This window comes from Paenibacillus chitinolyticus, assembly GCF_045038035.1.
GTDB lineage: Bacteria > Bacillota > Bacilli > Paenibacillales > NBRC-103111 > Paenibacillus_F > Paenibacillus_F chitinolyticus_A.
In genome coordinates, this window is record NZ_CP173427.1 from 5,936,842 (window position 1) to 5,962,578 (window position 25,737).

21 protein-coding genes and 2 pseudogenes are annotated in these 25,737 nt (G+C 48.0%); 13 read left to right on the plus strand and 10 right to left on the minus strand.

Annotated features, from left to right (window positions below):
- The first annotated feature begins 133 nt into the window (after positions 1-133).
- The 3 genes from ACI48J_RS26845 to ACI48J_RS26855 all read left to right on the plus strand — a co-directional run bounded on the left by ACI48J_RS26845 (position 134) and on the right by ACI48J_RS26855 (position 1,868).
- Positions 134-1,231 carry an L-dopachrome tautomerase-related protein gene (locus ACI48J_RS26845; protein WP_405081033.1) on the plus strand — a complete coding sequence of 366 codons (1,098 nt, stop codon included), beginning with the start codon at positions 134-136 and terminating at the stop codon, positions 1,229-1,231.
- Between the two features lie 200 nt (positions 1,232-1,431).
- A complete protein-coding gene (locus ACI48J_RS26850) occupies positions 1,432-1,626 on the plus strand; it encodes a hypothetical protein (protein ID WP_405081034.1) in 195 nt (64 codons plus the stop codon).
- Between the two features lie 104 nt (positions 1,627-1,730).
- Positions 1,731-1,868: a hypothetical protein gene (locus ACI48J_RS26855; RefSeq protein ID WP_405081035.1), complete on the plus strand. Its 138-nt coding sequence runs from the start codon at positions 1,731-1,733 to the stop codon at positions 1,866-1,868.
- A 19-nt stretch (positions 1,869-1,887) separates the two neighbouring features.
- Here the strand turns inward: ACI48J_RS26855 and ACI48J_RS26860 are convergent, their stop codons facing one another.
- The gene (locus ACI48J_RS26860) at positions 1,888-2,454 is read right to left on the minus strand and encodes a DUF4062 domain-containing protein (RefSeq protein ID WP_405081037.1); all 567 of its coding nucleotides are present in this window, start codon (positions 2,452-2,454) and stop codon (positions 1,888-1,890) included.
- A 104-nt stretch (positions 2,455-2,558) separates the two neighbouring features.
- Here ACI48J_RS26860 and ACI48J_RS26865 point away from each other — a divergent pair, with 104 nt between their 5' ends.
- Positions 2,559-3,767, plus strand: a complete 1,209-nt coding sequence (locus tag ACI48J_RS26865) for a hypothetical protein (protein ID WP_405081038.1) — start codon at positions 2,559-2,561, stop codon at positions 3,765-3,767.
- Between the two features lie 397 nt (positions 3,768-4,164).
- Here the strand turns inward: ACI48J_RS26865 and ACI48J_RS26870 are convergent, their stop codons facing one another.
- Positions 4,165-4,860, minus strand: coding sequence for a polymorphic toxin type 44 domain-containing protein (locus tag ACI48J_RS26870; RefSeq protein ID WP_405081039.1), 696 nt, complete (start codon positions 4,858-4,860; stop codon positions 4,165-4,167).
- 85 nt (positions 4,861-4,945) lie between these two features.
- Here ACI48J_RS26870 and ACI48J_RS26875 point away from each other — a divergent pair, with 85 nt between their 5' ends.
- Positions 4,946-5,305 carry a DUF5412 domain-containing protein gene (locus ACI48J_RS26875; protein ID WP_405081041.1) on the plus strand — a complete coding sequence of 120 codons (360 nt, stop codon included), beginning with the start codon at positions 4,946-4,948 and terminating at the stop codon, positions 5,303-5,305.
- A 99-nt stretch (positions 5,306-5,404) separates the two neighbouring features.
- Here the strand turns inward: ACI48J_RS26875 and tnpC are convergent.
- The 3 genes and pseudogenes from tnpC to ACI48J_RS26890 form a co-directional block, all read right to left on the minus strand.
- A pseudogene (gene tnpC, locus ACI48J_RS26880) lies at positions 5,405-6,902 on the minus strand (IS66 family transposase).
- 57 nt (positions 6,903-6,959) lie between these two features.
- Positions 6,960-7,691 (minus strand): annotated as a pseudogene (locus ACI48J_RS26885) (IS3 family transposase); the annotation flags it as partial.
- Positions 7,661-7,963, minus strand: coding sequence for a helix-turn-helix domain-containing protein (locus ACI48J_RS26890; RefSeq protein ID WP_326054379.1), 303 nt, complete (start codon positions 7,961-7,963; stop codon positions 7,661-7,663). The pseudogene ACI48J_RS26885 and the gene ACI48J_RS26890, both read right to left, overlap by 31 nt.
- Positions 7,964-8,187: 224 nt before the next feature.
- On the opposite strand from ACI48J_RS26890, the gene ACI48J_RS26895 reads away from it, so the two are divergent.
- Both ACI48J_RS26895 and ACI48J_RS26900 read left to right on the plus strand, forming a co-directional pair.
- Entirely contained in the window at positions 8,188-8,619 is a 432-nt protein-coding gene (locus ACI48J_RS26895; RefSeq protein WP_405081043.1) for a MarR family winged helix-turn-helix transcriptional regulator, read from the plus strand.
- An 18-nt stretch (positions 8,620-8,637) separates the two neighbouring features.
- Positions 8,638-9,324, plus strand: coding sequence for a peroxiredoxin-like family protein (locus ACI48J_RS26900; RefSeq protein WP_405081045.1), 687 nt, complete (start codon positions 8,638-8,640; stop codon positions 9,322-9,324).
- Positions 9,325-9,506: 182 nt separating this feature from the next.
- Here ACI48J_RS26900 and ACI48J_RS26905 read toward each other — a convergent pair whose 3' ends face one another.
- The 3 genes from ACI48J_RS26905 to ACI48J_RS26915 form a co-directional block, all read right to left on the minus strand.
- Complete coding sequence (locus tag ACI48J_RS26905; RefSeq protein WP_405081047.1) at positions 9,507-10,844, minus strand: MFS transporter; 1,338 nt, start codon at positions 10,842-10,844, stop codon at positions 9,507-9,509.
- A gap of 30 nt (positions 10,845-10,874) precedes the next feature.
- Positions 10,875-11,591, minus strand: a complete 717-nt coding sequence (gene deoD / locus ACI48J_RS26910) for a purine-nucleoside phosphorylase (protein ID WP_405081048.1) — start codon at positions 11,589-11,591, stop codon at positions 10,875-10,877.
- A 206-nt stretch (positions 11,592-11,797) separates the two neighbouring features.
- The gene (locus ACI48J_RS26915) at positions 11,798-12,541 is read right to left on the minus strand and encodes a GntR family transcriptional regulator (protein WP_405081049.1); all 744 of its coding nucleotides are present in this window, start codon (positions 12,539-12,541) and stop codon (positions 11,798-11,800) included.
- A 228-nt stretch (positions 12,542-12,769) separates the two neighbouring features.
- Between ACI48J_RS26915 and ACI48J_RS26920 the strand changes: the two genes are divergently transcribed.
- Both ACI48J_RS26920 and ACI48J_RS26925 read left to right on the plus strand, forming a co-directional pair.
- Entirely contained in the window at positions 12,770-13,213 is a 444-nt protein-coding gene (locus ACI48J_RS26920) for a cell wall hydrolase (RefSeq protein ID WP_405081051.1), read from the plus strand.
- A gap of 273 nt (positions 13,214-13,486) precedes the next feature.
- Positions 13,487-16,558, plus strand: coding sequence for an ATP-binding protein (locus ACI48J_RS26925; protein WP_405081052.1), 3,072 nt, complete (start codon positions 13,487-13,489; stop codon positions 16,556-16,558).
- On the opposite strand, the gene ACI48J_RS26930 is transcribed toward ACI48J_RS26925, so the two are convergent.
- The gene (locus ACI48J_RS26930; RefSeq protein WP_405081053.1) at positions 16,522-17,688 is read right to left on the minus strand and encodes a response regulator; all 1,167 of its coding nucleotides are present in this window, start codon (positions 17,686-17,688) and stop codon (positions 16,522-16,524) included. The two genes, ACI48J_RS26925 and ACI48J_RS26930, sit on opposite strands and share 37 nt — an antisense overlap.
- A gap of 190 nt (positions 17,689-17,878) precedes the next feature.
- On the opposite strand from ACI48J_RS26930, the gene ACI48J_RS26935 reads away from it, so the two are divergent.
- The 3 genes from ACI48J_RS26935 (at position 17,879) to ACI48J_RS26945 (ending at position 23,310) form a co-directional block, all read left to right on the plus strand.
- The gene (locus tag ACI48J_RS26935) at positions 17,879-22,066 is read left to right on the plus strand and encodes an S-layer homology domain-containing protein (RefSeq protein WP_405081055.1); all 4,188 of its coding nucleotides are present in this window, start codon (positions 17,879-17,881) and stop codon (positions 22,064-22,066) included.
- 216 nt (positions 22,067-22,282) lie between these two features.
- On the plus strand, positions 22,283-22,720 hold the full coding sequence (locus tag ACI48J_RS26940) for an ester cyclase (RefSeq protein ID WP_405081056.1): 438 nt from the start codon (positions 22,283-22,285) through the stop codon (positions 22,718-22,720).
- 122 nt (positions 22,721-22,842) lie between these two features.
- On the plus strand, positions 22,843-23,310 hold the full coding sequence (locus tag ACI48J_RS26945) for a MarR family winged helix-turn-helix transcriptional regulator (protein WP_405081057.1): 468 nt from the start codon (positions 22,843-22,845) through the stop codon (positions 23,308-23,310).
- Between the two features lie 188 nt (positions 23,311-23,498).
- Here the strand turns inward: ACI48J_RS26945 and ACI48J_RS26950 are convergent, their stop codons facing one another.
- A complete protein-coding gene (locus ACI48J_RS26950; RefSeq protein WP_405081058.1) occupies positions 23,499-24,128 on the minus strand; it encodes a TetR/AcrR family transcriptional regulator in 630 nt (209 codons plus the stop codon).
- 98 nt (positions 24,129-24,226) lie between these two features.
- Between ACI48J_RS26950 and ACI48J_RS26955 the strand changes: the two genes are divergently transcribed.
- A complete protein-coding gene (locus tag ACI48J_RS26955) occupies positions 24,227-25,450 on the plus strand; it encodes an MFS transporter (protein WP_405081060.1) in 1,224 nt (407 codons plus the stop codon).
- The last annotated feature ends 287 nt before the right edge of the window (positions 25,451-25,737 follow it).

Genomic DNA, 25,737 nt, shown 5'->3' on the forward strand with positions numbered 1-25,737 from the left:
GACGGCGAGGGCGATCTAAACGCGATGTAAATTAGGCATCCATCACAATAGAAAAATTATCAAGAACCAGGCATTACAAGAAATATTGATCATATATAGATGATATCCGTTCGGATTTGATGAGGAGGATATCATGCAACCTATGTTACCTAAAGAAAAATATTTTGGGCAGTTTGAACTGGTGCATGCTTTTTATGGAGCTATGCCTACAGGTGTCAGCGTTTCCGAAACCGGCCGTATTTTTGTTTGCTTTCCGAAATGGGGAGACGACGTTCAATTTACTGTGGCGGAAATTGTTGCGGGTGAATTGCAGCCTTATCCCAGTTTAGAAACCAATTTGGTTAATACGGGAAATATTACGATGTCTTTCGTCAGTGTCCAAAGTATCGTTGCGGATGGAAGAGGAACACTTTGGGTACTGGATACGGGAGCACCAAATTTTTCTGAACCTATTCAAGGGGGAGCAAAATTAGTTGCAGTTGATTTAAGCACGAATACAATAAGGAGAGTATATACCTTTACGGAAGATGTTGTCTTGCCAACCACTTATCTGAATGATGTCCGTTTGGATTTCCGGGTTGGAAGAGCAGGCTATGCCTATATAACGGATTCTTCTTCCAATGGGCCAGGGGCTATTATCGTCGTAGATTTAGAAAGTGGGAACGCGTTTAGGCGGTTAAATGGGGCCATGTCAACTTCACCTGATCCCTATATGTTACCGAAAGTGGAAGGTCAAATTTTGATGAATCGAAACCCGGACGGCTCGACTTTCCCATTTAGATTGGCTTCCGATAGTTTGGCGATTTCTCCTGATGGAAAGGTTTTATTTTATGCTGCGCTAACCAGCCGCCAGCTGTTCTCGATCTCAACAGAAGTCCTAAGAGACAGAAGGATACAGGACAAGGATTTATCCCACTATGTGCAGTATTGGGGGGAAAAAGGGGCGTCTGATGGAATGATCACCGGCGCAAAAGGAACCGTTTATGCGGGAGACTATGAAAACAACAGTATCCGGAAGATATTGCCGAATGGCGCAATGGAAACCATCGCACATGACCCGAGAATTTTATGGCCGGATACTTTTTCGATTGGCCCCGATCAATACTTATATGTCATTGTAAATCAATTACATCGGCAGGCGAGATTTCATTATGGAAGAGACCTGCGGGAAAAACCATATAGTTTACTTCGTATGAGAATTGATGAATTCCCTGCTCCTACCTTTTCATAATGAAGATAGCTATCCTTCATCAGGGAGCTGGCCATCACCGGCTCCATCGGATATGACTCTAAACAAAGCCTGCCCAATGGCAGGCTTTTGATGTTCCACTAGATTGGATTTATTAAACATAAACTTAAGCTGTAAGGTTATCGTTGCGAGTATATATTCCATAGATTAAAATCAAAACTAGCAGAGGCATACTGTATTTTGTGCTTACACCGCAGGGAGAGACGATCTATAAACTGCACGAGCGGCTGGATGAACGCATCCAGGCCGCTGCAGCCCACTTGATGGCCGAGTATACAGGGGAACAGCTGGAGTTCATCCGGGATTTCATGAACAAGCTGACGTCCCATTCTTTTCTTCAGCTTGACGAAGAAAAAGCACGAGAGTCAAATTTTTAACACTGCTTAATCGGATGCGGAGAAAAAAATATTTTATTCAATAATACACGCAGTCCCTCTCGATAGAAGTGCTGCTTTAATGGACGCTCAGTTGGAGCGCAGCGGTGCGGGTGCCGGAATCGCTGCGGAAGTTCAAGGAAACGGTCAGCGGCTATATTCGGGAGTTGGACGGCGTCAGCCTTGAGCAGCTGCTGTGGAAGCCCTCGGAAGACGAATGGTCGCTCGGTCAGATTAGCCGCTAACGACCGAGGACGCGGGTACTCATTTCTTTTTCTCCAACTCCGCCTTTAATCGTGCATTCTCTTCCATTAGCTTTTGAACGTCCGCGACATCCTTGCCGGAAACCCAGCCATACAAATCGTCTCTTGCTGCATACACCGGCAATTGATCACGAAGGACCATTTTAATGTGCCGCACGTCTTCAACATAATAGATCGGGATTTGTTCCATGACCGATTGCTTAAACTCTTGAAACTTCTGATAGTATTCAATTGCCGCGAAGTCGTATGGCTTTTGTCTTAATGCTTCCTCTGTGACAACAAAAGCAAATCTAGGTTTGCCCGTTTCTCCGGCATACTCGTACTCCCAATGCGTATAGCTCTTGGATTCATCAGGAAGCGTTAAACCATAGAATCCTCCGAGAATCAGGATATATACATCGGACTCGTCTATCCATCTCTTCCTAATTTTCACTGGACTTTCCTTGAAAAATTGCTCGATTCCAGCAGGGATATGACCGGCTTGAAGTACGGCTTCAACAGCGGTATGTCTCTCCTCAATAAGATCGTTGAAAGTAGACGATATGTAAATTTGTAATTTTTTTCTCATAGGCTCACCCAAATTAAAGAATCAGTATAGATTAAATCTACTACTCTCTCGCTTTATTTGTCAAAATTAACCGGGTTGTGATTCGGGAAGAAAGGATGATAGAAATGCCAAATGAGGACCAAGCTCGTCCTCCCGTCGGTTCTATTAAAGAAGATGGCCGTTATCCCATTGACCTGACAGGTCCGGGCAGTCACACTCTTGTCAGACAAAAAGGTGTGGGCAGCCTATCAATTGGACCCTCCCATTTGGGGAAAAAGGCAGACCTTCACGTCGCGCCCGATTCGCATATCGATTGGACCGTATTCGATGCCTTTTCCACGCCGGCGGGGTCGCCCTGGCCGCGATTTCTGCATTATACAGGAAGCGATGCAGGTTTCTTTGACTGGGCGCAGAGTCGACCCATTGAAGAGATGACGTGGGCTCCGATTCTATCTGAAGATACGGTGGTCGATGCCGGCCCGTCCATTTTGCATGGCTTGACTATCGAGTTGGGTCCGTCCGGAGGGCACCTGAACTTAAAACTTCCGAGGAGGCCTTTCCGTTTGAACGTGTCCGGCGATCTATCACGTTTCTCGGCCACTGGCAATATGCCATCCTCTCTGACATTAGCGCCGCGCACCGGCAGACGCAAGAAGGATACCTCCTTCTTGATGCCCGACCTAGGTGAATTGCACCAGGTGACGGGCCTGACGCTGCAGAACGCGCCGCTGGGACAACCCATCTCGCTGAAGTGTCTGGACCGGTTCCCGAACCTAAACTCACTGAGTTTGTGGGGGAACTTCTGCGACGTGGACTTGTTGGCCCGGCAAACCCGGTTAACGAATCTGGAGCTGCGCTTCATGCCCGATCTGGAGGACCTCCCGTCCTTGAACGTGTGGCCGCTGCTTGACCGTTTTATCGCATACAATGTGGAAGAGTTCACGGGTAAGCGTCTGAAGCAGCAAATGAAAACACGCGCTAAAACCCGCCCGTGGACCGGCCATGCTTCAGTGAGCCAATTGCGAAAGCCTGAGTGGTGGTCGACCGAGTTCGGACGCCCGTTCTCGTCCTGGCCTAAACGTCTGGCCAAGCCGGCTAACGAAGCTTACAACGTTGCACAGGCAAATTTAGCACAGGCCCGCAGCTTTGCCGATGCCGAGGCGGTTATTACCGCTTTTACCGTGCGTTTTAATACGCTCAAAGGCATCGAAACCACCGAACGAGAAGACCTTGGTGAAGCGGTTTGGCAGCTTAGCCAGTCTGATCATCTGATTGGTCAGCCGATAACGGAGGAAATGGCCCAACGCTGGTTCGATGCAGCACGCAATTACTGATTGAAATGAGTCGGCTCTGAGGAAATGTTTGAAGCGGGTAGACAACTGCTGTTAATTGGAATTGAAAGTAAGGTCACGGAGGCATTGCAGGACAGATAAATAAAATGGATTTAAAGTAAGCGTCAAACAGTCCCCACCTTGTCATTTAAGTTGAGGACTGTTTGACGCTTACAAACCTAATGTACCTGGTGTTGATAAAAACTTCTCCAAAAAGAAGAAGAACCAAACAGTTACCAAACGTCCGTGCTAGCGGATGGAAAAAGAGTCGCTCCCGAAGGAACGACTCTTTCCTAATTTAGATAAGTTACATGAATTTTTCCGAAAAACGGAACAAATTGAAACCACAAACCGTCTATAATATGAACCCACATATGGGTTCATCTGGATACCTAACTGATTATTGGATATTTTCTTGTTTTGCTTGGTTTTCTTTTTCTTGTTTTGCTTGGTTTTCTTCTGCTTTAATTTGGGCTGATCTTGTAGCTACTTTTTGTTCAATTTCTTCTTTTTGCTGGGGTGTTAAGAGGTCAAATAATGGATCATTTTTATCAGTAATGTTAGGAGAACTTTGAGCACTGAAACTTGGTGGCCATTGAGTTGGTAGATTACTATTATTCCAATAATTAACTCCTAGGTTGATAAACTCTTGGTCCATTGGATCATCAAAATATGAATTCCACCAGCCTATGGATGCAGTTCCCGAATAAATTTGATAGGCACCTGCTGCGGAGCTTAATAGAGTGTTTGAAAATCCAGCCGCTCGTCCAACGTATCCGTAGTGCATATTACCAAGGTCTTCGCCACGCATCCAGTTACCACCGAATCCATATCCATCAGCATTTTTGTATACCTTTTTGTAATCCCAAGGTCCTCCGGAAGGTACTTTGCTAGCGAACTCTTTGCCTGTTCCAATTGGCCATGTATTTTGTTGCGCATCATTTAAAGCATAATATGCCATATACGCGGCATTTTGTCTCATTTTTAACGAAAACTCTGACGTTATAGGGATGACAGAAGCAAATGCGGTACTGCTTAATGAACCAAAAAGGGTGAGTGCAACTAGTGAGGATAGAATTTTTTTTCTATTAAACATATATTTCCTCCTTTGGTATATTCTTCTAGAGTATATTTAGATAGAATGGAAAAGTCAAACAATTTATTTCGAAAGAGGTGCTTCAATGAAGAGATTTTTGAAGATTAGTCTTGCTACGACTTGTTTAATTGGCCTCTTGATAGGCTACGTGATTTACTATTTCTTTTTCTCAATGGGAAATTTACCTAAGGGGGAATTAGTAAAAATACTAGATTCTCCTGACAAGAGCTACACGATAAATCTATACCTAGTAAACGGGGGCGCGACTACCGATTTTTCAATCAGAGGAGAACTGATCAATAATAAGTCAGCATCTAGTAAAAATATTTATTGGGCTTACCATGAATCGCGTTCTGAACTTTCTTGGGTAAATGATCATACGGTTATCATCAATGGTCATGAGTTGAATGTGAAAAAAGATAAGTATGATTGGCGTCGAAATTAAAGAAGATAAGCGTAGATCCGAAAGCGAAAATTGATTTCTTCTCTAAGTTGAAAGTCAAACAGCCCCACCTAGGGATGGGAGAGAAGATAAATCTGCTGTTTAAGACTTTAGCCGGCAACATGCTGGCAGTGATGCTGACCACGGCATGAATGGCTCAAGCGCATGCGGATCGAGTTGACCCGTTAGCTGAGGCAGCTGTTCAAAGAGAAACTTCAAGTAGTCGAACGGCTTGAGTCCATTTTCCTTGGCCGTTTCGACAACGCTGTAAATGTTATCGCTGGCCTTTGCACCTCGCGGCGTGTTGCTAAAAAGCCAATTTTTTCGACCGATTACAAAAGGCTTAATCGATCGCTCGCTTCTGTTGTTGTCGATCTCGAGTAGGTATGCCGTCAGCTTCTCCCATTGATTTAAGCTATAGGCGATCGCTTGTCCTGTCAAACTCTTAGGTAAGGTTCGGGATCGCTGTTGCATCAGCCATGTATGGTACGCTTCGATCACAGGAAGGCTTTGTGCCTGCCGTGCGGCATGGCGTTCCTCCGGCGTTGCTTCCTTCAGATCCCGCTCAATGGCAAAGAGTTCATTACAGTACTTCAAGCCTTGCTTCGCTACCGTTTCCAGATTATCCCTTGCCTCTGGCGGCGCCGCCTTTAAAGCCTCGTCATATTTACGCCGTGCATGTGCCCAGCAGGCGACAAGTGTCACACCGACCACTTTGTGATATCCCGGGTAACCATCGACATGCAGATAGCCCTTGAACCCAGTTAAAAAATTTCGCGGATGCTCACCGCCTCGTGTTCTCTGGTAATCAAACACAACAGCCGGGTCTTCTCTGCATTCGCTGCGATATAGCAATTTCCCTGGCTCGCGCAATACCTGTAACGTGGTCTCATCAGCGTGTAAGATATCTTTCTTCAACAAGTATTCTTTCATGGCGCTAACCACTGGCGTCAGCCACTTCTCCGCTCCGTAGATCATCCAATTCGCCATCGTTTGTCGGGATAATGTGAAGCCTAGGCGAGCAAAGTGCTGTTCTTGCCGATAAAGCGGTAAGCTTTCCACATATTTCTGGCACATGACATGCGCCAGAATCGATGGTGACGATAGGTGTCTGAATTTCATTGCGCTCGCATGATCGGCAGGAATAAACCTGCCTCACGTGGCGGATAACTTTGACTTGAGGCGGCACAATCGCGATTTCGCTGCGTGTCTCGGTGCTCATCTCATGGAGCGCACCGCCACAGCACGAACAGACCTGATCCGTCTCAGTGAGTTCATAAATCACCGTTTCAACCGGCAAACGTTCAAAATCCGCCTCACGCTTACCGTTCGTTTTCCGACGCTCGTAGGTCACTTGCTCCATCGGTGGCTCTTGTCCTTCAGGCGTTGCGAGCATCTCGGCTTCGTTAAACAGATTTAGTTCCAATTGGTCAGTACTCGTCTTCTCGCTGGATGCACCAAAGCGTTTTTGTTTCGCAAGACGGTTTTGCTCCTCATACCATTTGACCATAGCAGTAAGCTCAGCAATTTGCTGTTCCTGCTTGGCAATTCGCTGATTCAGTTTTTCGATTGTTTCCAAGTTTTCCGCTCGATTTTCCATACCATTTTGTGCCTCGTCGAGACTTCGGATATTATACAGGTAGAGCCCTTCCGTTTTGAGATGCGAGAAGAAGCTCTCCATGGAGGCGTTGTCTAAACAATTGCCCCGCCTAGACATGCTGATTCGGGCGCCAACCTTTGGCAGCATGTCGTGATACGCGTGAGACGTGTACTGGAACCCTTGATCGCTGTGAACGATCAATCCGGTCACGTCTTTGCGCTTTTTAAACGCCTTTGCAAACGTTTGAAGAACGAGCTCATTGTCATTACGCGTACTCATATGACTGGCTACAATCTCATTGTTGAACAGATCTTTGATGGCTGAGAGGTACAGCCACGTCGTTCCGACGCGGTACTGCGTGACGTCAGTTACCCATTTCCGGTTGGGAGCCGTCGTTGTAAAATCTCGCTTCAGAACATTCTCCGCGACTCTCTCTCCGATGGACGACGCGTAGCTGCCCCGATGTTTCCGACGCACGCGGGATCTTAGACCCAGCGCCTGCATCAGCCTCAGCACTTTCTTGTGGTTGATCCAGATCCCATGGTCTTCAAGGAGAAACAGCTGCACCTGCCGATAGCCATATTTGCCATCATACTTGAAGTATATCGCCTGAATGAGATCCTTGAGCGGCTTGTCCCGATCCTGCTCTTTTCGTTTCTTGTAGGCATAAAATCCACTTCTGGATACACCGAGCAGGCGGCAGAGTTCCGTGACGGTTCCGGTTCCCGCCGCCTGCTCGACCACCTCGTATTTTCGCTTCACACCTCCCGCATCCAAATTTCCAAGCACTTTTTTAGCAAGTCATTCTCTCGTTTCAAGCGAGCCAATTGCCGATTTTCATCGACGTATGATTCCTTCGCTGCTCCTCTTTGGTCCAAGAGGCCATACTCGCCTTGTTTTTTGTAGCGAGCCATCCACTTTTTCACCCGATCTTGGTCATGGATGTTCAAGTGAGTTGTCATTCTTCGATACGTCCACCCTTCTTCAACATGAAGGCGTATGGCTTCCTTCTTTAGTTCCTCCGTATAGCGCTTGAACTTTTGTCCTTTTCTCGCTGGCATAAAAATGCACCCCCTAGAATTTCATCGGAATTACCCAAGGGTTTTTCCAATGTCCATTCTAAGGGGTGCACTTCACATTTCAACAGGGGTTTTTGTGTTAAAGCTTGCCGTTGTAGACAGCGCGGCGAAGGCCAAGATGAATGTTGAATAGACTCGGAGATCGAAGTTGTTGACAGCCTATAAACATTGTGTTGTTCACAATATTAAAGAGAGGTTGACCTCATATGCTGGAACTTAACGAACATCTTTGCTTTTCCTTATATACTTGCTCCCGAGCCATTTCTCGGTTGTATCGACCGCTATTAGAGCAGATGGGAATTACCTATCCTCAGTATCTTGTGTTGCTATCCCTCTGGGAAGGCGACCAACGAACGGTCAAAGAACTAGGAGAACAGTTAGACCTCGATTCAGGCACCTTGACGCCGCTGCTGAAGCGGATGGAAGCGAACGAACTCATTCGGAGAGTACGATCAACGGAAGATGAGAGAGTCGTCTTGGTCCTGCTCACGGAGAAAGGGCTGGCCCTTAAGGGAGAAGCCGATTGTATTCCATCCGCGCTCCTATCAGCCAGCGGAATGTCCATCGAGGAAGTCTCGGAATTAAATAAAACCATCAAAGTGCTGGCGGACAAAGTCGTTCAGACCGGCGGCAAATAATCCATTGGAGGTGTGACTATGCCAATAACGACCTTAACTTCGGCGTTAGAGAAGATTACTGTAGCAAACCCGTTTGAAGTGCAGGCTCTACACCAACGTGTCATCCGGCAACTTCAAGAGGAAGGCAACGCGACAGGACTGCCGGTCGGGACGAAGGCCAAGGACTTTGGGCTGCCGGATTCGCTTGGAAACCAAATCAATTTTGCCGATGAATTGGCGAAGGGACCCGTTGTCCTTACCTTTTACAGAGGGGGCTGGTGCCCTTACTGCAATCGGCAATTAAAAGCTTACCAGGAGATTCTCCCCTATATTCAGGCGTTAGGCGCTCAGCTTATCGCAGTCAGTCCGCAATTGCCGGATTATACACTGTCTGATCAAGAGAAAGCAGAACTATCCTTTAAGGTTCTCAGCGATCCTAAGGGAATCGTTGCTGCCAAATATAACCTGTTGTATGAAGTGCCCGACTATCTGAAAAGCTTATACTTAAGTCATAATATTGATCTTCACGAGTACAATGGGATGGATCATTGGCTGCTTCCGGTGACGGGAACGTTCATGATTGACGAATACTCCGTTATCCGTTCCGCATACGTGAATCCCGACTTTACTAAGAGGATGGAGCCGGAGAATATTCTCTGGGAGCTGCGCAAGTATAATCCTTTTTTTGCCCATAATAGTTTTGTGAAATTTAATTTTCCACAATAAAAATATCTCCATCTGCCTGGGATGATTAACCAGCATAGGAGCCAAAAAAACCGGGACACCCTATCAGGTGAATCCCGGTTTTTGATTGCGCATTCTGCCCCATCGCGATCGGATGAAACCAATGAATTCCAACTGTATCAAAGAGAAGGTGTTTTGGGCGTTTTAAGCTAAGGGATCTTTATCTATTTGGACTCGGTGAGCCGGCCTACAAGCAGCCCGTACATCAATAGAGCGAACAAGGTAATTGCAGCAAGGATCCATAACACCGTTCCAAAAGATACTACATCCATTAGAGACGCGGTATAGGTGATGCCTATGGAAACGGCTACATTCAACACCAAGTTGTAGAATCCAATGGCTGTTCCCGACCTTTCTACAGGAATGGAGCGTATGCATGAATCGAGCATAGGTGCGTACATGAATGCGAATGCCCCCGAGAACAGCAGCATGGAGAGAACATATACAGTAACCGAGCCTCCAATAAGGCCGGGCAAAGCCAGGCTGCATACGATAATGGCCATAGCAATGGAAACCGCTTGCTTATTGGTCAATACTTTTGCTATTTTTCCCGACAGCGATCCGACCAGTATCGCCGTTACATAACCTGGTATCAGCAGGAGGGAGATCGTGTCGAGCTGAAGATTGTACATTTTCTGAAGCAGGAATGGGAAAATAAAGATGTAGCCCAGTTGAACGGAATAAATCACAAAGGCGATGGCAAGAACGGCCGCAAACCGTTTATTCTGGAAAAAGGAAATCCCGATGAACGACTTCTTGCTCTTGCTGATATAGCCAAGAAATAGGGCTGCTGCGGCTGCGAAGCTCACAATAAAGATCCAGTTGAAATCCGTTAAATACATCATGACTGATGTAGCAACGGCGGATATTAGAAGCAGACCGATAAAATCAACATGACTCTTCCGGGATTGTTCCTTCGGCAAATATTTAAGAATGAAGGGAAGCAGGATTAAGGACAGCAGCGGGATTAAGAATAACGTGGACCAATTTAAATAGGTAGACACGTAACCCCCCGTAATGGAACCGATAACAAGAGAAAGCGAATAGCTGCTTGTGCTGAGTCCCAGGAACTTTTTCTGCTCCTCTTTGGGCAGGTGTTTCGTTACATAAATAACATATAAAGTTTCAGCCGCGGCCAGGCCTGCCGTCTGGATCATACGGGCTATAATAACGAGCAGATAAGAGTGTTGAAAAATAAAACCGAGAATAGAACCGATGCAGATTAAGATAATCCCTGCACTCAGCAGCTTTCGGATACTGATCGTGTCGGCCAAAGAAGCATAGATGACAGCGCCGATTCCAATCACAAGTCCAGCTAATGAGGCTTGCCAGCTAACCGCAGCTGCCGAGATTCCCAGATCATCGGCTATTGCTACCGAAACCAACTTGAATGAGTTGTCGACGATCAAGGCAAAAACGAAAAAGAGCAGAATCACAGGCACGGCCCTTTTGGGCTGAAAGGATGGGGCAGTTTGCGGTGTTTGTTCAGTTGTTGCAGCCATTAGCCACATTCCTTTCTTGGAATCAATTGATTAAGCAAGTTCCAGTGCAATTTCCATCATTTTAGTGAAAGCTGTCTGTCTTTCTTCGGTGGTCGTGGATTCATGTCTGAAAATATGATCGCTGATCGTCAAGATGCACAGTGCGTTAACGCCCGCATGAGCTGCATTCATATACAGGCCTGCAGATTCCATCTCGGCGCATAGAATGCCCATTTCACTCCATCTCTTCAGCGCCGTCGGATCCGCATTATAGAAGATGTCACTGGAGAGCACATTGCCTACATGAACCTTCTGCCCCTGCGCGTCTGCTATTTTCTTGGCCTTTTCCAACAGCTCGAATGATGCCGTAATCGAATAGTGACCCGGGAGATTGTACTGGTGTCCATAATTGGAATCGGTTGCAGAACCCATTGCGAAAACGATGTCATACAGGTTCAAATGATCTTGAATCGCTCCTGCGGAACCGATTCGAATGAGATTCTTAACACCGAATACATGAATCAGCTCCCATGAATACAGACTCATGCTTGGAGTTCCCATTCCGGTTCCCATCACGGATATTTTTCTCCCCTTGAAAGTTCCCGTGTAGCCCAGCATACCGCGGACTTCATTGAACTGGACGACATTATCCAAAAAGTTCTCTGCAATAAACTTCGCTCTTAAGGGATCGCCCGGCAATAAAATCGTCTCGGCGATCTCTGCTCCTCCGGGTTGAATATGCGGCGTTTCTTTAGCGGATGTACTCATTTTAACTCTCCTTTTTACAAATTGGTATAGTTGTATAATAAGTTGTCTAATTTGTTCATGGATAAAGTACCATAAATCGCGTTCCTTTATCAACTAATTTTTTCTGGATAAATGTCGAGTTTTCCATACTTTAGGCAGTCAGCTAAGCAAAAAGGCAGTGATCTCTCCTTCATGGAGAAACCACTGCCCTGCAATTATATTACGTCCTATTTTTTCGAAGCGTTGATCACAATCCGGCTAAATTCTTTAGGAATATAATATTTATTGTAAACAATAGGGTACGGTTCATTTACATATAGACTTTCCAGCAGCAAGTCGCACCCCTCGCCGGCATCAAGTTCAAATTTTTGAGACGAGGTATTCATCACCGTGGAATGTTTGACCTCCACCGTTGCAGAGTTAGCCAGCTCATATACCTTATTCTCAAGCATGTCCAACAGCTGCCCTTCATTTTGGAGGTCCAGGTTCAATTCTGTTACGGCTTCGATTGCCATAAAGGTAAATCCGAAAGCCACCGCCTGTCCTTTACTCATATACCAACGCTCAACGGCTACCACCGCCGTGGCTTTCCTTTTCAGGACCTCTTTGGTGTAGTCACTCTCCAAGTCCAGTCTGAACTGGATGTCGACATGATCAATGTTCTCTGTATGGCACTTATAAATAGGGTTTCCGATTTTATCCAGTCCATCGTTTCTCTGCACAATCCGAGATTGGGTAACAAAGTTTCCTCTGCCATGAATACTCTTTACCAGCCCGTCATCCTGCAATAGAGCTAATGCTTGTCTTAACGTCATTCTGCTTACGTCGAACATTTTGGCAAGTTCAGGTTCAGCAGGCAATTGACTATTGGAGGGGAACACGCCACTCATGATTTTTTTGAACAGTTCATTGTATACGGTAAGGTATAGCGGTTGTTTTACTTTGGGTAGATGTTCCGGCTTTATTTCCACTGGTCCACACACCTATTCTCTATATTCATCCATTATCGCCTATTATATCACACCTGTAATCGTTGAGTTTGGGCGGATCTTGCTGCCAGAGGCTGGTTCATAACCCAGGCGAAAAAGGCAGCTGTTAGGTGAAATAGCGCTTGTTCATTTTATTAAATTGCCTGCCAGAGTAACACATCTGCTTCGCCTACAATATGATGAGTCTAGAAATCTAAAGAGGTGAGCCGAATGGCAGTCGTAAAAGCCAGGGAACAGGATATTAATATGTTGGCAAGGTTGCTTCGAGCCGAAGCCGAGACCGAAGGCGAACAGGGCATGCTCCTTGTCGGGAATGTCGGCATTAACCGAGTAAGAGCGAATTGCTCCGATTTTAAAGGAATCCGGACCATTCCCCAGATGATCAACCAGCCGCATGCGTTCGAAGCATTGCAGCATGGTTTGTATTATCAAAAAGCAAGAGAGAGAGAACGCCGTCTGGCGCAGCGGGCTGTGAATGGGGAGCGGAATTGGCCGGGTAAATTCTCCCTGTGGTATTTCCGTCCAGGGACGTTCGAAAACCCCGGACCATGTCCGCCAACTTGGTATAATCAGCCGCTCGCGGGACGATGGAAGAAGCACTGTTTTTATGAACCGACCGCGGAAGAATGTGAAAATATATATAACACGTTTTAATTTTATAAACGAAAAGAGCTCAGGATCTCTTAAACCTGACTTGTCCCAGCCATATGCCGGTTGGCAGAACTTTATCTCATTAAGTGCCGCGTAAATCGCGGCTTCTTTGGGTTTAGTGGAATAAAGTCGTTGTCACGTGAAGGGGGAAACAAGGGTTAGTCGACAGAGAATGGATTTTTAATGCTGCTTCCTTGTAACATTCGATGATATCGAGATCGCAAGTTAGGCTTCATCAAAGGAATTTCCTTGTTTTTGTCGAAAATAGGTTGGATTATGATGACAAAACGAAAAACAGTCCTTATTACAGGCTCATTCCTTATCGCCTTACTCCTGATTCGAATCATCTGGGCTTTACTTCTGGCGCCGCCGGATCACCCTCGTGCCGTTCGGGGCGAATTGGATTTGCGCGGCTTCGACTTCACCGAGGATCGCACGGTTGCATTAGACGGAGATTGGGAGTTCTATCCCGGCAAGTTTGTGATGCAAAGCGGGTCGGACGCAATCTCATCCGGAGAGGGAAGGGTACTCATTCAAGTTCCCGGCAAGTGGGACTCGTCCATATCCGCGCATAACTCGCCATATGGCTATGGCTCCTATCGTCTGCGCGTCAAGGTCAACCCGGATAACGAGCTAACCTATGGCATCCGCGTTTCGAACGTGCGTACTTCAGCCGAACTTTATGTGAATAATCGTCTTGTGGCGGGGGAGGGCCAGCCGGCGAAGAACAAACAACAGTATACCGCCCGAAGCATGCCTTACACCGCTGCTTTCAGAGCCGATACAGGCGAAATCGATATTGTCGTACAAGCTGCGAATTATGACAACAGCAACAAAGGCGGTTTGGTAGAATCGATCAGGTTCGGCAGCGAACGTGCGATAGATAAAGAAGTAGGGTTTTCCGTCAACATGCAGGTAGTCGTATGTATCGTTCTGATGATTCATGCCTTGTATGCGCTTATTCTGTATGCGATCGGCACCCGACAAAAAGCTTTGATCTACTTCTTTATGCTCGTTGTAAGTGCCATTGCCATGACATTGCTCGACGATGATAAGCTTTTGCTAGTCTGGCTGCCGGCCATCAACTATGAGTGGTCCATTAAACTCATTCTTCTATCCTTTATTGGAGTAGGCGCCTTCCTGCTGCAGTTGGCCAAAAATCTTTTGCCGGAGCATGCGAAAAACAGAGTGTTCCGCTGGTTCCCCGTGCTCTGTGCGATTGCCGCTCTTTCGGTTGTGTTGTTGCCGGCCAGGTTCGCTCTGGGAGGGTTGACCGTATACTACACCTTAGATTTGCTCGCTTGCCTTTACTTTCTGACGTTCTCGCTGCGTACGGTCCTGAAGAGCGATAAGGATGCCATTTATTTGGTCGTTGGCCTAACCTGTGTTTTGACAAATATCATTGGGGGTTACCTCAAGGGTCTGCTCGGTACGGGCTATTACCCGATCGACCTGATCGTTGCGTTTCTCGCTTTTGCGTCTTTCTGGTTCAAACGTTATTTCCGTCATTCCGACCAAACGGCGAAACTCGCTCAGAAGCTTCAGAAAGCGGACAAGCTGAAGGACGACTTCCTGGCCAACACCTCCCATGAATTGCGAAATCCGCTGCATGGCATTCTTAACATCGCCCAGACCGTTCTGGATACCGGAATGAAAGATCAAGACGGTAAATCCAGAGAGAACATGCAGCTGCTTATTTCCGTAGGCAAGCGAATGTCATACATGCTTAACGATCTGCTGGACATGACGCGGCTTCAGGAGAACGGCATCCGTTTGCAAATGGGGAGTGTCCGCGTTCAGGGAGTCGCATCCGGCGTAGCTGATATGCTTCGTTTCATGACGGAAGGCAAGCCGATTCGCATCGTCAACGACATTCCGGCCAACTTCCCTACTATCACGGCCGATGAAAACCGGCTTACGCAAATTTTGTTCAACCTGCTTCACAATGCGGTAAAATACACAGACCAAGGAGAGATCACAATAAAGGCCGAGGTCAAGGACGGTAAGGCGAAGATATTTATCGCAGACACCGGCATCGGGATAGATCTAGAAACGCAGCAAAGGATGTTTGCACCCTACGAACAGGGGGACTCTGGCATAACGGCACCTGGAGGCGGACTCGGGCTCGGGTTAAGTATATGCAAACAGCTGGTGGAGCTGCATGGAAGCACGTTGGAGGTTGACTCTATTCCCGGCCAAGGTTCGGTATTCAGCTTTACCTTGCAGTTATCCGATTCATCCATCGTACAATGCGATACGGCCATGATCGCTCCGGTATCGACCGTTTATGCAGAAGCGGCGGTTTCCGATTCCTCTGAACCTCGCGATGGCATTTCCATGCCGGAATCGACGATGGGTTCGGACCGGCCAAACCTTCTGGTTATAGACGACGATGCCGTCAATTTAAATATATTGAGCAGCCTTCTAACTTCTGAAAAGTATAACGTCGTCACCGCTGCAAGCGGACGGGACGCAATTGCCATTCTGGATACCAGAGAATGGGACTTGATCATTACCGACATCATGATGCCGAATATGTCGGGATACGAATTGTCCCGATTCGTTCGTGAGCGCTTCTCCGTCTCGGAGCTTCCCATTCTGCTTCTGACCGCCCGCAGCAGGCCGGAAGATATGGATGCCGGATTCCTGTCGGGTGCCAACGATTACGTGACGAAGCCCGTTGATGCGATGGAACTGAAGTCCAGAGTACGGGCGTTGACCGAATTGAAGCAATCCGTGCGCGAAAAGCTGCGCATGGAAGCGGCATGGCTTCAGGCGCAAATTCAACCGCATTTTCTGTACAACACGCTCAATTCGATAGCCGCTCTCAGCGAAATCGATAATGATAAAATGAGCGCGTTGCTTGAAGCATTCGGCCATTACTTGCGGGCAAGCTTCGATTTTCGGAATTTGGAACGGCTTGTTCCGCTTGAGCATGAGCTTGGTTTGGTCCGCTCTTATTTGTATATCGAAAAGGAACGTTTTGATGACAGATTAGACATTCGCTGGGAGGTGGACGTAAGGTCTCATGTGCAAGTCCCTCCTCTTAGCATCCAGCCTCTTGTCGAGAACGCCATACGACACGGCCTGCTAAGCCGTGAGGAAGGCGGGGAAATTCATATTCGGATTACCGCAAAAGAAAAGGAGGCGGAAATTTCGGTCGCAGATAACGGTATAGGGATGGATGAGGAGAAGGTACGGCGAGTCCTGGATAGCCGCTTGGACGCAAAGGCGGGAATCGGCTTGTATAATACGGATCGACGATTAAAGCAGCTATACGGCAAAGGGTTGCAAATCCGGAGCTTTCCCAATCAAGGCACAACTGTCAGCTTTGTCGTGCCCGAATAAAGGAAGGAATTTTTCCATTGTGTATACCATTCCAGTATGCCGGTACTAGGACCGGCCTCCGCTTCCTGTTCCAATAGCCGGGTCAGAAATTCATATTGTTTTTGGACGGAATCCGCGTCATTCAGCCGGGCATATATCTTCATAAGCGCGAGATAACTATCTTCATACAGAGGTTCCTGCTTTTGGATTTGATGGTAAACACCGAGCGCTTCCATATTCATGTCGCGAGATCCATAGAATTGCCCCAATTGTTGGGCATGCTGTAACCATAGCGCTTTAAGCCTTTGGCGTTCACTCTCCGCCCATACGTAATGATCCTCTTCGTAAAAATCGCCGCGATACCTATCGAGCAGTCGCTGATGTTCGGGGGCTTGCTCGAGGGAAACAGGGTTTAATCGGCGCAGCTCATGCTCCCATTCTTCCGCGTCAATTCGCAGCCGTTTCGGCTCAAGGACATATCCATACTGAGCGTATCGGATCGAGATATAGCCTTCTCCGACTGTATCCTTCCATACGCTGCGAATCCGATTAATACTCGTCTGCAGATTGGCGAGCCCTTTGCGTTCGTCCAATTCCGGCCAAAGCAATTCCAGCAAGGCATTCTTGCTAATCACTTTCCCCCGGTGATATAGCAAGTAGGCAAACAACTCTTTCGCCTTCGTCGTTCTCCACTTCAGGAATTCCAATTCCCCGTTCGGCTTCCGGATTTGCATATCACCCAAGCAATGGTACAACAATTCTTCATCTTTCGTCGGCTCCGGATGATGCTCAACAACGCGTTCCCGCAGACGCTGTATGGTCCGGCTCAACCGGTCGCGTCTTAACGGCTTCATCAGGTAATCGGTCGCATCCAGTTCGAATGCCTCAACCGCGTATTCGTCATAGGCTGTCACATAAATGATCTTCGTGTCCGGCGAGATAGAACGTATCCGCTCTGATGCCCTCAAACCATTTAACCCCGGCATCTGAATATCCAGAAAGACGGCGTCGGGTTGTGTTTCGCCAATCTGACTGATCGCTAATTCTGTCTTCGAGAAGGAGCCGGTGACTTTGCAATCAGGATACTCCTCCAGCATTTTTTCTAACCTGATTAATGCAAGCCGCTCATCGTCTACCAGCATGACTTTCATTCGGATACCCCCAACCATCGGACCTGGAATCTCTATTTCCCGTGCTATAACTATATCGGCAAGACGGGATTTCTATTTCATTCATTGTGGTTAGAGTTTGGTTAGAGGTTTTGTCTATAATGTTGTGCATAGAAAACCGTACTTACGGCCTCTTCGCTATGAGTAAGGGTAATTCAAAGGAGATGATGAAATGATGCTTGCGAGAAAGAGCAAGATGAGGTGGAAGAAGCCGCTCAATCTGCTGTTGGTCAGCGTCCTGACAACAGGCTTATTGTCTGCTGCGTGGACCCCTCAGACTGCGAAAGCGGCGCCTAACCCTGTCTATCCGGGCGGGGTATCCGGCAACCTTCACTTATGGCTTCGTGCGGAAGAAGGTGTGAAAGTAGAAAACGGTAAAGTTTCGGAATGGAAGGATCAGAGCGGTCATAACCATGATTTTTCCCAAACCGATGTTACCAAACAACCTGCTTATAACGACGAAAGCAACCGGCTTAATTTTAACAAGGCCCTCACCTTTGATGGAAGCGATGATTTTCTGCGAAATGCGAATGGTATTCTGGGAACCGGAACCTCCTACAATAACTTCAATGTATTTGTCATCTCAGGTATTGGGAATGATAACAACTCCATTTTTTGGGAAAATGCGGGCGGCGGCAGATTCCAGGTGCATCTTCCTTATGGCGGAGTCGTTTATTGGGACGCAGGGAATCAACAGGGCCAGCGAATGGCTACTTCGGCAGGATCCGTAGTACAAGGGACCTATTATATTTGGAACTTTAATTATGGCACCAACGGTTCCGCAGACCCCGGTCAATCCATTTATCGCAATGGGGAGAGTCTTACTTCTAAGCCTGGCAAATCGGGTGATCCTGCCATAACGGGGAACGGATCCCCCATGTTTCTTGGCAAAGAGCATGTCGATTCAAGTTATTATAGAGGCCAAGTAGGTGAATATATTTTCTATTCAGGCCCATTAACGCTAACCGAAAGACAGAAAATCAATTCCTATTTAGCGATTAAATATGGCGTATCGTTAAACAACGTCAACTATTTGGATTCGGGGAATAACGTCATTTGGCAGGCGGATGCAAACTATAACAAAAACATTGCAGGTATCGCCCGCGACGATGGCCAAGGTTTGCAGCAGAAACAAAGCCGTTCAGCCAACGATGCATCCAAGCTGACGATCGGGCTCGGTGCGCTGTCGGAAAAAAATGAAGCCATTACAGAGGAACTTCAAGACAATCAGTCCTTGGTCTGGGGCGACAATGGCAAGACCTTAGTCTTCAATACGCCAATGGGTACAACCAACAAAAACTATGCCGACCGGATTTGGAAGGTACAAAACACGAACGACGTTGGCGATGTGCAAGTAACGATTGCCAAAAGCGCCATCCCGGCAGACGCAACCTTAGTCGTAAGCGATAGCGCAGATTTTAAAGGTGCCAAGGAATATGCATTAACTGAAATTTCGTCTAATGGTGTCGCGTATTATACGACGACAACCAAAGTGGCGCTTACTGACGGTCACTTTTTCACCTTCGCTATTCCGATGCCAGTAATAGATAGTGCCGCGCTCGAGCAAATCGTAGCGAGCCCGACTCAAATCATGCTTAGCTTTGACCAAGGTTTGGGGAGTTTGCCGAATCTGAACGGATTTGAGATTAAAGTTGGCACCGATACCGTTACGATTAATGCGGGGGACTACAAAGTGGATCCCACGGACCCTAAAAAGGTGATTCTCACTTTACCTAATGGAACGGATGTTAATGGTAAAGCGGTGAGCGTATCCTATGATGGATCGGGTACTTTGAAAGGTACCAACGGGAGATCCGTTCATCCATTTACGATGAATGCGATCGATTCGTTTGCCGATGCGCTGAACATTACGAAACCCGGCGTGGATCCGGTAGCCGCAGGCAAGCCGACGATTGAAGGCACGGTCGAACCGGGCTCTACGGTGAACATCGTGATCAAAGATTCGAATGGCAATCCGGTAACAAACGCAGGCGGTGCCGCAACTGTTGATGTCAACGGCAACTGGACGTTTCTTCCAAATGTAAGCTTGACGGACGGCACCTACAAAATTGAGGCAACCGCGCTGAATAACAACCGGACAGCAACAAAGTCAAGCGGGATCCTAGTGGCGATACCAGGACCAACGTTAACGGTCACGGAACCAAGCGGCGATACCGTTTACGTGTCTAAGCCTGCAGTGAAGGGAACGGCCGATCCGGACGCTGCCGTCACGGTTACGATTAAAGACCAAAACGGCAATGAAAAAGCAACGCAAGCCGTAACTGTCAATCCGGACGGTACTTGGAGCTTCCAACCCCAAACCGATCTGGCCGATGGAGCCTACAACATTGAAGTGTCCGCCACAAAGGATGGAAAAACGGCAAAAGAAACAAAGCCTGTTACCATCGACACTTCGCTGCCTGCGTTAACCGTCACGGAACCAAGCGGCAAGATCGTCAATGAGACGAAGCCTGAGTTCAAAGGAACAACGGACGCAGGATCGACGGTAACGGTAGAAATCAAGGATAAAGACGGCAAAGTCATTGGAACGCCAACAGTCATTGTTAACCCGGACGGAACGTGGAGCTTCACGCCGGACAGCGACTTGGCCGATGGTGATTACACTATTAAAGTAACAGCTACGAAGAATAATAATTCCTACACGGTAAACAAAGAACTAAAGGTAGACACCAAGGACCAATCCGCGCTGACCAAGCTGCAGCTTAATAGCCGGAACGGAACGGATATCCGATTGACTTCAGTACCCGGTAAGCCGAACGAGTATACGGCTTCCGTAACGAATAGCACCTACGGCGTGACATTGCTCCCGGCGGCGCTTGATCCGGCCGCGAAGATCGAAGTATCCGTCAATAGCGCGGTGTATCAGGATGTGCCTAACGGGGGGCTTAGCGGCAATCTGCTCTTGCACGAAGGCGTGAATACAATCGTTGTGAAGGTGACGGATTCCAAGAACAACGTAACGCTGTATACGATTAAAGTTACCAGAGCTTCCAGCAGTACCAGCAACAACGGCGGTAACACTGGCGGTAACACTGGCGGAACCGGAGGTACGCCGACGCCTGAAACGCCAAAACCGAATGAATCGGGAATCGAGACTTCCGTGAACGGCAAGGACGGTACGTTTGCATCCGGCAAAACGTCAACCTCCGGAGACCGTACGACAACGTCGGTTCAAGTCGATCCGGACAAGCTGAACGAGACCCTGTCGCAAGGCAGCGGGCAGAAGCTGGAGATCCGTTCTCCGAAAGATGGCGATGTGAAGGTAGACGGATTGACGGCAGGAGCCGTAAAACAGCTTGCCGACAAAGGAACAAGCCTCGAAATCGGCAACCCGCTGGCCATCTACCCCGTTCACGGCGGCAAGATGGACTTGAGCGGAGTGTCCAAGCAACTGGGCGATGCGGCGCTGGGCGACATCGCGGTTCATATCGACATCGCCCGTTCATCAGACGCGCTTGTGAACAGCGCCAAAAACCAAGCGGCAGCGGAAGGCTACGAGCTTCTCGTGACGCCGGTCGATCTCGACATGACCTTCTCGCACGGCGGCAAGACGGTTAGATCGGAGCAATTGAACGGATATGCACCGAAGTACATTGCTTTGCCGGAAGGCATCGATCCTAACCGCATTACGACAGGCGTCATTATCAACCCGGACGGCAGCGTGTTCCATGTGCCGACCGTTGTAACGAAGATCAATAGCCGTTATTATGCATTGATTAACGACTTACGCAGCCACGGTTCCTACTCGGTCATTTGGAACCCGAAAGGTTTCGACGACGTGAAGCAGCACTGGGGCAAAACAGACGTGAACAATATTGCAGCTAGGCTTGATCTAGTGGGTAACGGGGACAATACGTTCTCGCCGGACCGCAACGTCACGCGCTCCGAGTTCTCGGAGATTGTCGTGGCCGGTCTTGGTTTGAAGCGTCAAAATGCACCGCAAAACAAGTTCACGGACGTTTCGGATTCCGCGTGGTATCGCAACTCCGTAGCGATCGCGAACGAGTTCGATATCGTCCGCGGCTACGAAAACGGCAACTTCTACGGCGACCGACCCATCACAAGAGAACAGGGAATGGCGATGATCGCCCGAGCCTATCAACTGATCAAGCCGAAAGCCGCGCTTGATCAGAATCAAACCGATTCTCTGTTGGCGAAGTATGAGGACGCTAAAAACGTATCAGCTTGGGCGGGAGAGGACGTCGCTCGGATGATTGAGGCGGGGATCGTGCAAGGCAACGGACCGCAGCTTCTGAGCCCGCAGTCGAATATGACGCGCGCCGAAGTGACGGCATTAATCGCAAGATTGCTCAAGACAACGAATCTGATTGACAAGTAAACCGGATTTGCCCGACAACCACTGCCGACTTAAACAGTCGTCGGTGGTTGTTTTTTAGTCCGGCAGGCTATTTTTCGCCGATAGCACCGTTAAGCTGAGCCGTACACAAATAACGGCAAGATCCTGTATTTAGTCAATATAATTGACTATTATGACGCCCTGTAATAAAATGAAGTAGTCAAATGAATTGACTATATTTCGGGTGGAGGGTTAATCATGAATGTTGAAGAAAATATTGAGCTTGTCCGTACGTTTATCCGGAAATTCTGGAACGAAGGCGATCGAGAATGCGTGGATCGGTATTTGCGGGAAGATTACATCGACCATGCGTATGAACCAAACAATGCAGAGGGCCTTGTGAATATGGCTTGCCTTTTGCATACTGCGTTTCCGGATCAATTTTCCGCCGTGGAAAGTATGATCGGACAAGGTGACCGTGTTGTTGTAAGACTAAGAATGACAGGGACCCACGAAGGAAATTTTAGAGGGACGGAAGCTTCCGGCAACCGCGTGGATGTTAAGTTATACCGCGAATATCGGCTTGAGGACGGGAAAATCGTTGAACACTGGGCCTTATTTGACACCGCATCATTATTCCGCCAAATTGGAGCTGAATTGAATCAGCAACCCGCCTGCCAAGTCAAGAAAAATTAAACGGTTAACCAGAGGCTGCCCCTGTAGAGGGGTGGCCTTCGTTATTTTATTTTAATGAGTCATGGTAAAATGGTAACAAAAGAGTTTGCAGCAATTAAACTACATAGGGTGGGATAAAATCAGTGGCTGAAGAAGCGGTGGGATACGATCTTACGATTCTCTTTGCAACAGCATTTCAATTAGCGGTTGAGGAGTTACATGTCGAGTTAGCTAAACTAGGTTTCGATGATGTTCGGCCTTCTCATGGATTTATATTTCAGCTAATTTCCCATGGCGGGGCTACAGGCATTGAAATTGCCGGTCACCTGGGAGTTACAAAACAGGCAGCCAGCATAACGATCGATTATTTGGAAGAGCACGGTTATGTGAACAGGGAGCCTCATCCATCTGACCGAAGGGGGAAGCTTATTGTTCTGACCGAACGAGGCTGGCAATGTATTCGTGCAACGGAACGTATTTTTACGTTGATCGAGGAACGCTGGAAAAACGTTCTGGGTGTTGAAAGAGTACAAGCACTTCGTTCGGATATGAGAGATATAGTCCGCACTTTTCCAAATGCTCGGTTAGGCGTATTTCGCCCCGTCTGGTAACCAATACAAAAGAGCGCACAAAAACTTGCCATTCCGGAAAGCGCGGTGAACCGCGGCCCCCAAAAGTAGCTTTTATGTGACAGCGCTTGTTCATTTTATTAAGCTAAACGGGAAGTTATCCGCAACTTTTCCCCCATATATTAGATTAAAAGGTCTGTCCCATAGATAATCTCCTAACTTGTCCCCTCTCACATCTTGCTCCGATCCCCCGTCTTTGCAGACAGCACATCCCATACACTCATCAGTTGAGTTATGGCAGCGTCAATTGCCTCGTACGGGACATGGTCCCGGGCTTGCGTCGAAATTCCTTGAAGAAATGTTTCAAATAAGGCGACCAGCATGGCGATATCCGTAGAATCGGGTAACTCGCCATCTGCTACGGCCCGTTCTATACAATTTTTCATCCAACTGCGGACCCTTTCTCGTTCCTTGGCGAGCATCTCTCGGATGTGATTTTGCTCAGGAGAACAGGTGACAGCGGACAAAACCAACAGACAGCCTAAAGGGTGCGACCTCTCTGTCTGCATCCTTGCCGACCGCCGTAATCCCTGCTCGATGGCTGCTTTCGGGGGTATACTTTCATCCCGGAAACTTTCCGAAACCTGTCCATAAGATTCAATATATTGATCAACCACTTCGCGGAACAGCGCTTCCTTGGATTCGAATGCCGCATAGAAACTCGCCGCCGATATATCGCCCATCGCAGCGCGCAATTGAGCAAGTGAAGTGGAATCAAAGCCGTGTTCCCAGAATAAACGCATGGCGGCAGCAACCGCCTCGTCACGATTAAATGCGCGGGGGCGTCCCGTTCGTGGCATAACATGACCTCCTTTATTAATTTTATACTAATCGATCCAGAAGTCATTGACAAGTGAATTTAGTTGGCTTAATATGTGGAATGATTGATCCATAATTAATGTCAGCTAAGGAGGAGACTAAGTTGTCTCAATATTCATCACCCACGAGTACGGACCAACCGGCTAACCTGTCTGCCAAGCTTCCCTGGCTTGCCCTGCTCGCGCTTGCAATGACAGGATTTATCTGTATTCTTACCGAAACCATTCCAGCCGGGCTGCTGCCGTTAATCGGAGAAGGGCTTCATATAACAAAAGCGATGGCTGGACAGTTCGTCACCCTATATGCGGTAGGTTCGCTCGTGGCAGCTATTCCGTTCGCCATGTTTACCGGCGGGGTTCGGCGGCGTCCGCTGCTGCTCGCTATTATTGCGGGTTTCCTGGTATTTAACACCGTTACCGCTTTATCGGCCAGCTACGCCTTGACGCTTGTTGCTCGATTTTTTGCGGGTGTGGCCGCCGGCGCGGCTTGGGGAATGATTGCCGGTTACGCGCGCCGGATGGTACCGGATGCCTTAAAAGGACGCGCCTTGGCGGTCGCGATGGTAGGAACGCCGGTTGCTCTGACCTTCGGAGTGCCAATCGGCACCTTACTCGGCGACCTGATCGGCTGGCGTGCCGTATTCGGGGTCATGTCTCTGCTCGCTCTTTTTTTAATCGGTTGGGTGTTGTGGAAAGTGCCGGATTATCCCGGGCAACCTGCAAATAAAAGAATGACCGTAGGGCAGGTGTTTGTTATGCCCGGCATGCGCCCGATTCTCATGGTTGTGCTCGCCTGGATGTTCGCACACAATATTTTATATACGTACATTGCGCCGTTTCTCGAGCCTTCCGGACTCGGAGGACGTGTCGATCTTGTCTTGTTGGTCTTTGGCTTAGCCGCTCTTGTCTCCATCTGGGTCGTTGGCCTGCTCATCGACCGCATGCTGCGCCTGCTGGTATTGATCAGCCTACTCGGGTTTACACTTGCGTCTGTTGCCCTATGGGTAGGCGGCACATCCGCACCGGTTATTTATGCGGCCGTAACGTTATGGGGACTTACCTTCGGCGGTGCCGCCACGCTGCTGCAAACCGCGCAAGCCATCGCAAGCGGTGAAGAAGGCGTAGATATCGCAATGCCCATCAATACCACGGTATGGAATCTGGCCATCGCTGGTGGAGGTATCGTAGGCGGTACTTTGCTGGAGTTTGTGGGCGTACAGTCGTTTCCGGGAGTGCTGTTGATTCTGCTGCTTGTGGCTTTGATTATCGCATGGAGTGCGAAGAGAAACGGCTTCCCCCGATAACAATAAACACGGGGACCGACAAGCGAAGCCTGCGAACCCAGGTGAATGAGTAAGTACTATTAGGAAACGATAGTCACAACAAATCAATATATAAAGGTTGTATGTATATCATGTAGATTTTGCTAGCTATGGGCACAAGTGAATGGAGGAACATGGACGTGCGGCACAACCCTCCAACGGTGTTTATTTTTCACGTTTGACTTGCATCCTCTTTGAATTTTTGATATTTTTGTTATTAACAAATTATTATTATCAAAAGGATACTAAGAAATTTCAAACGATTATTG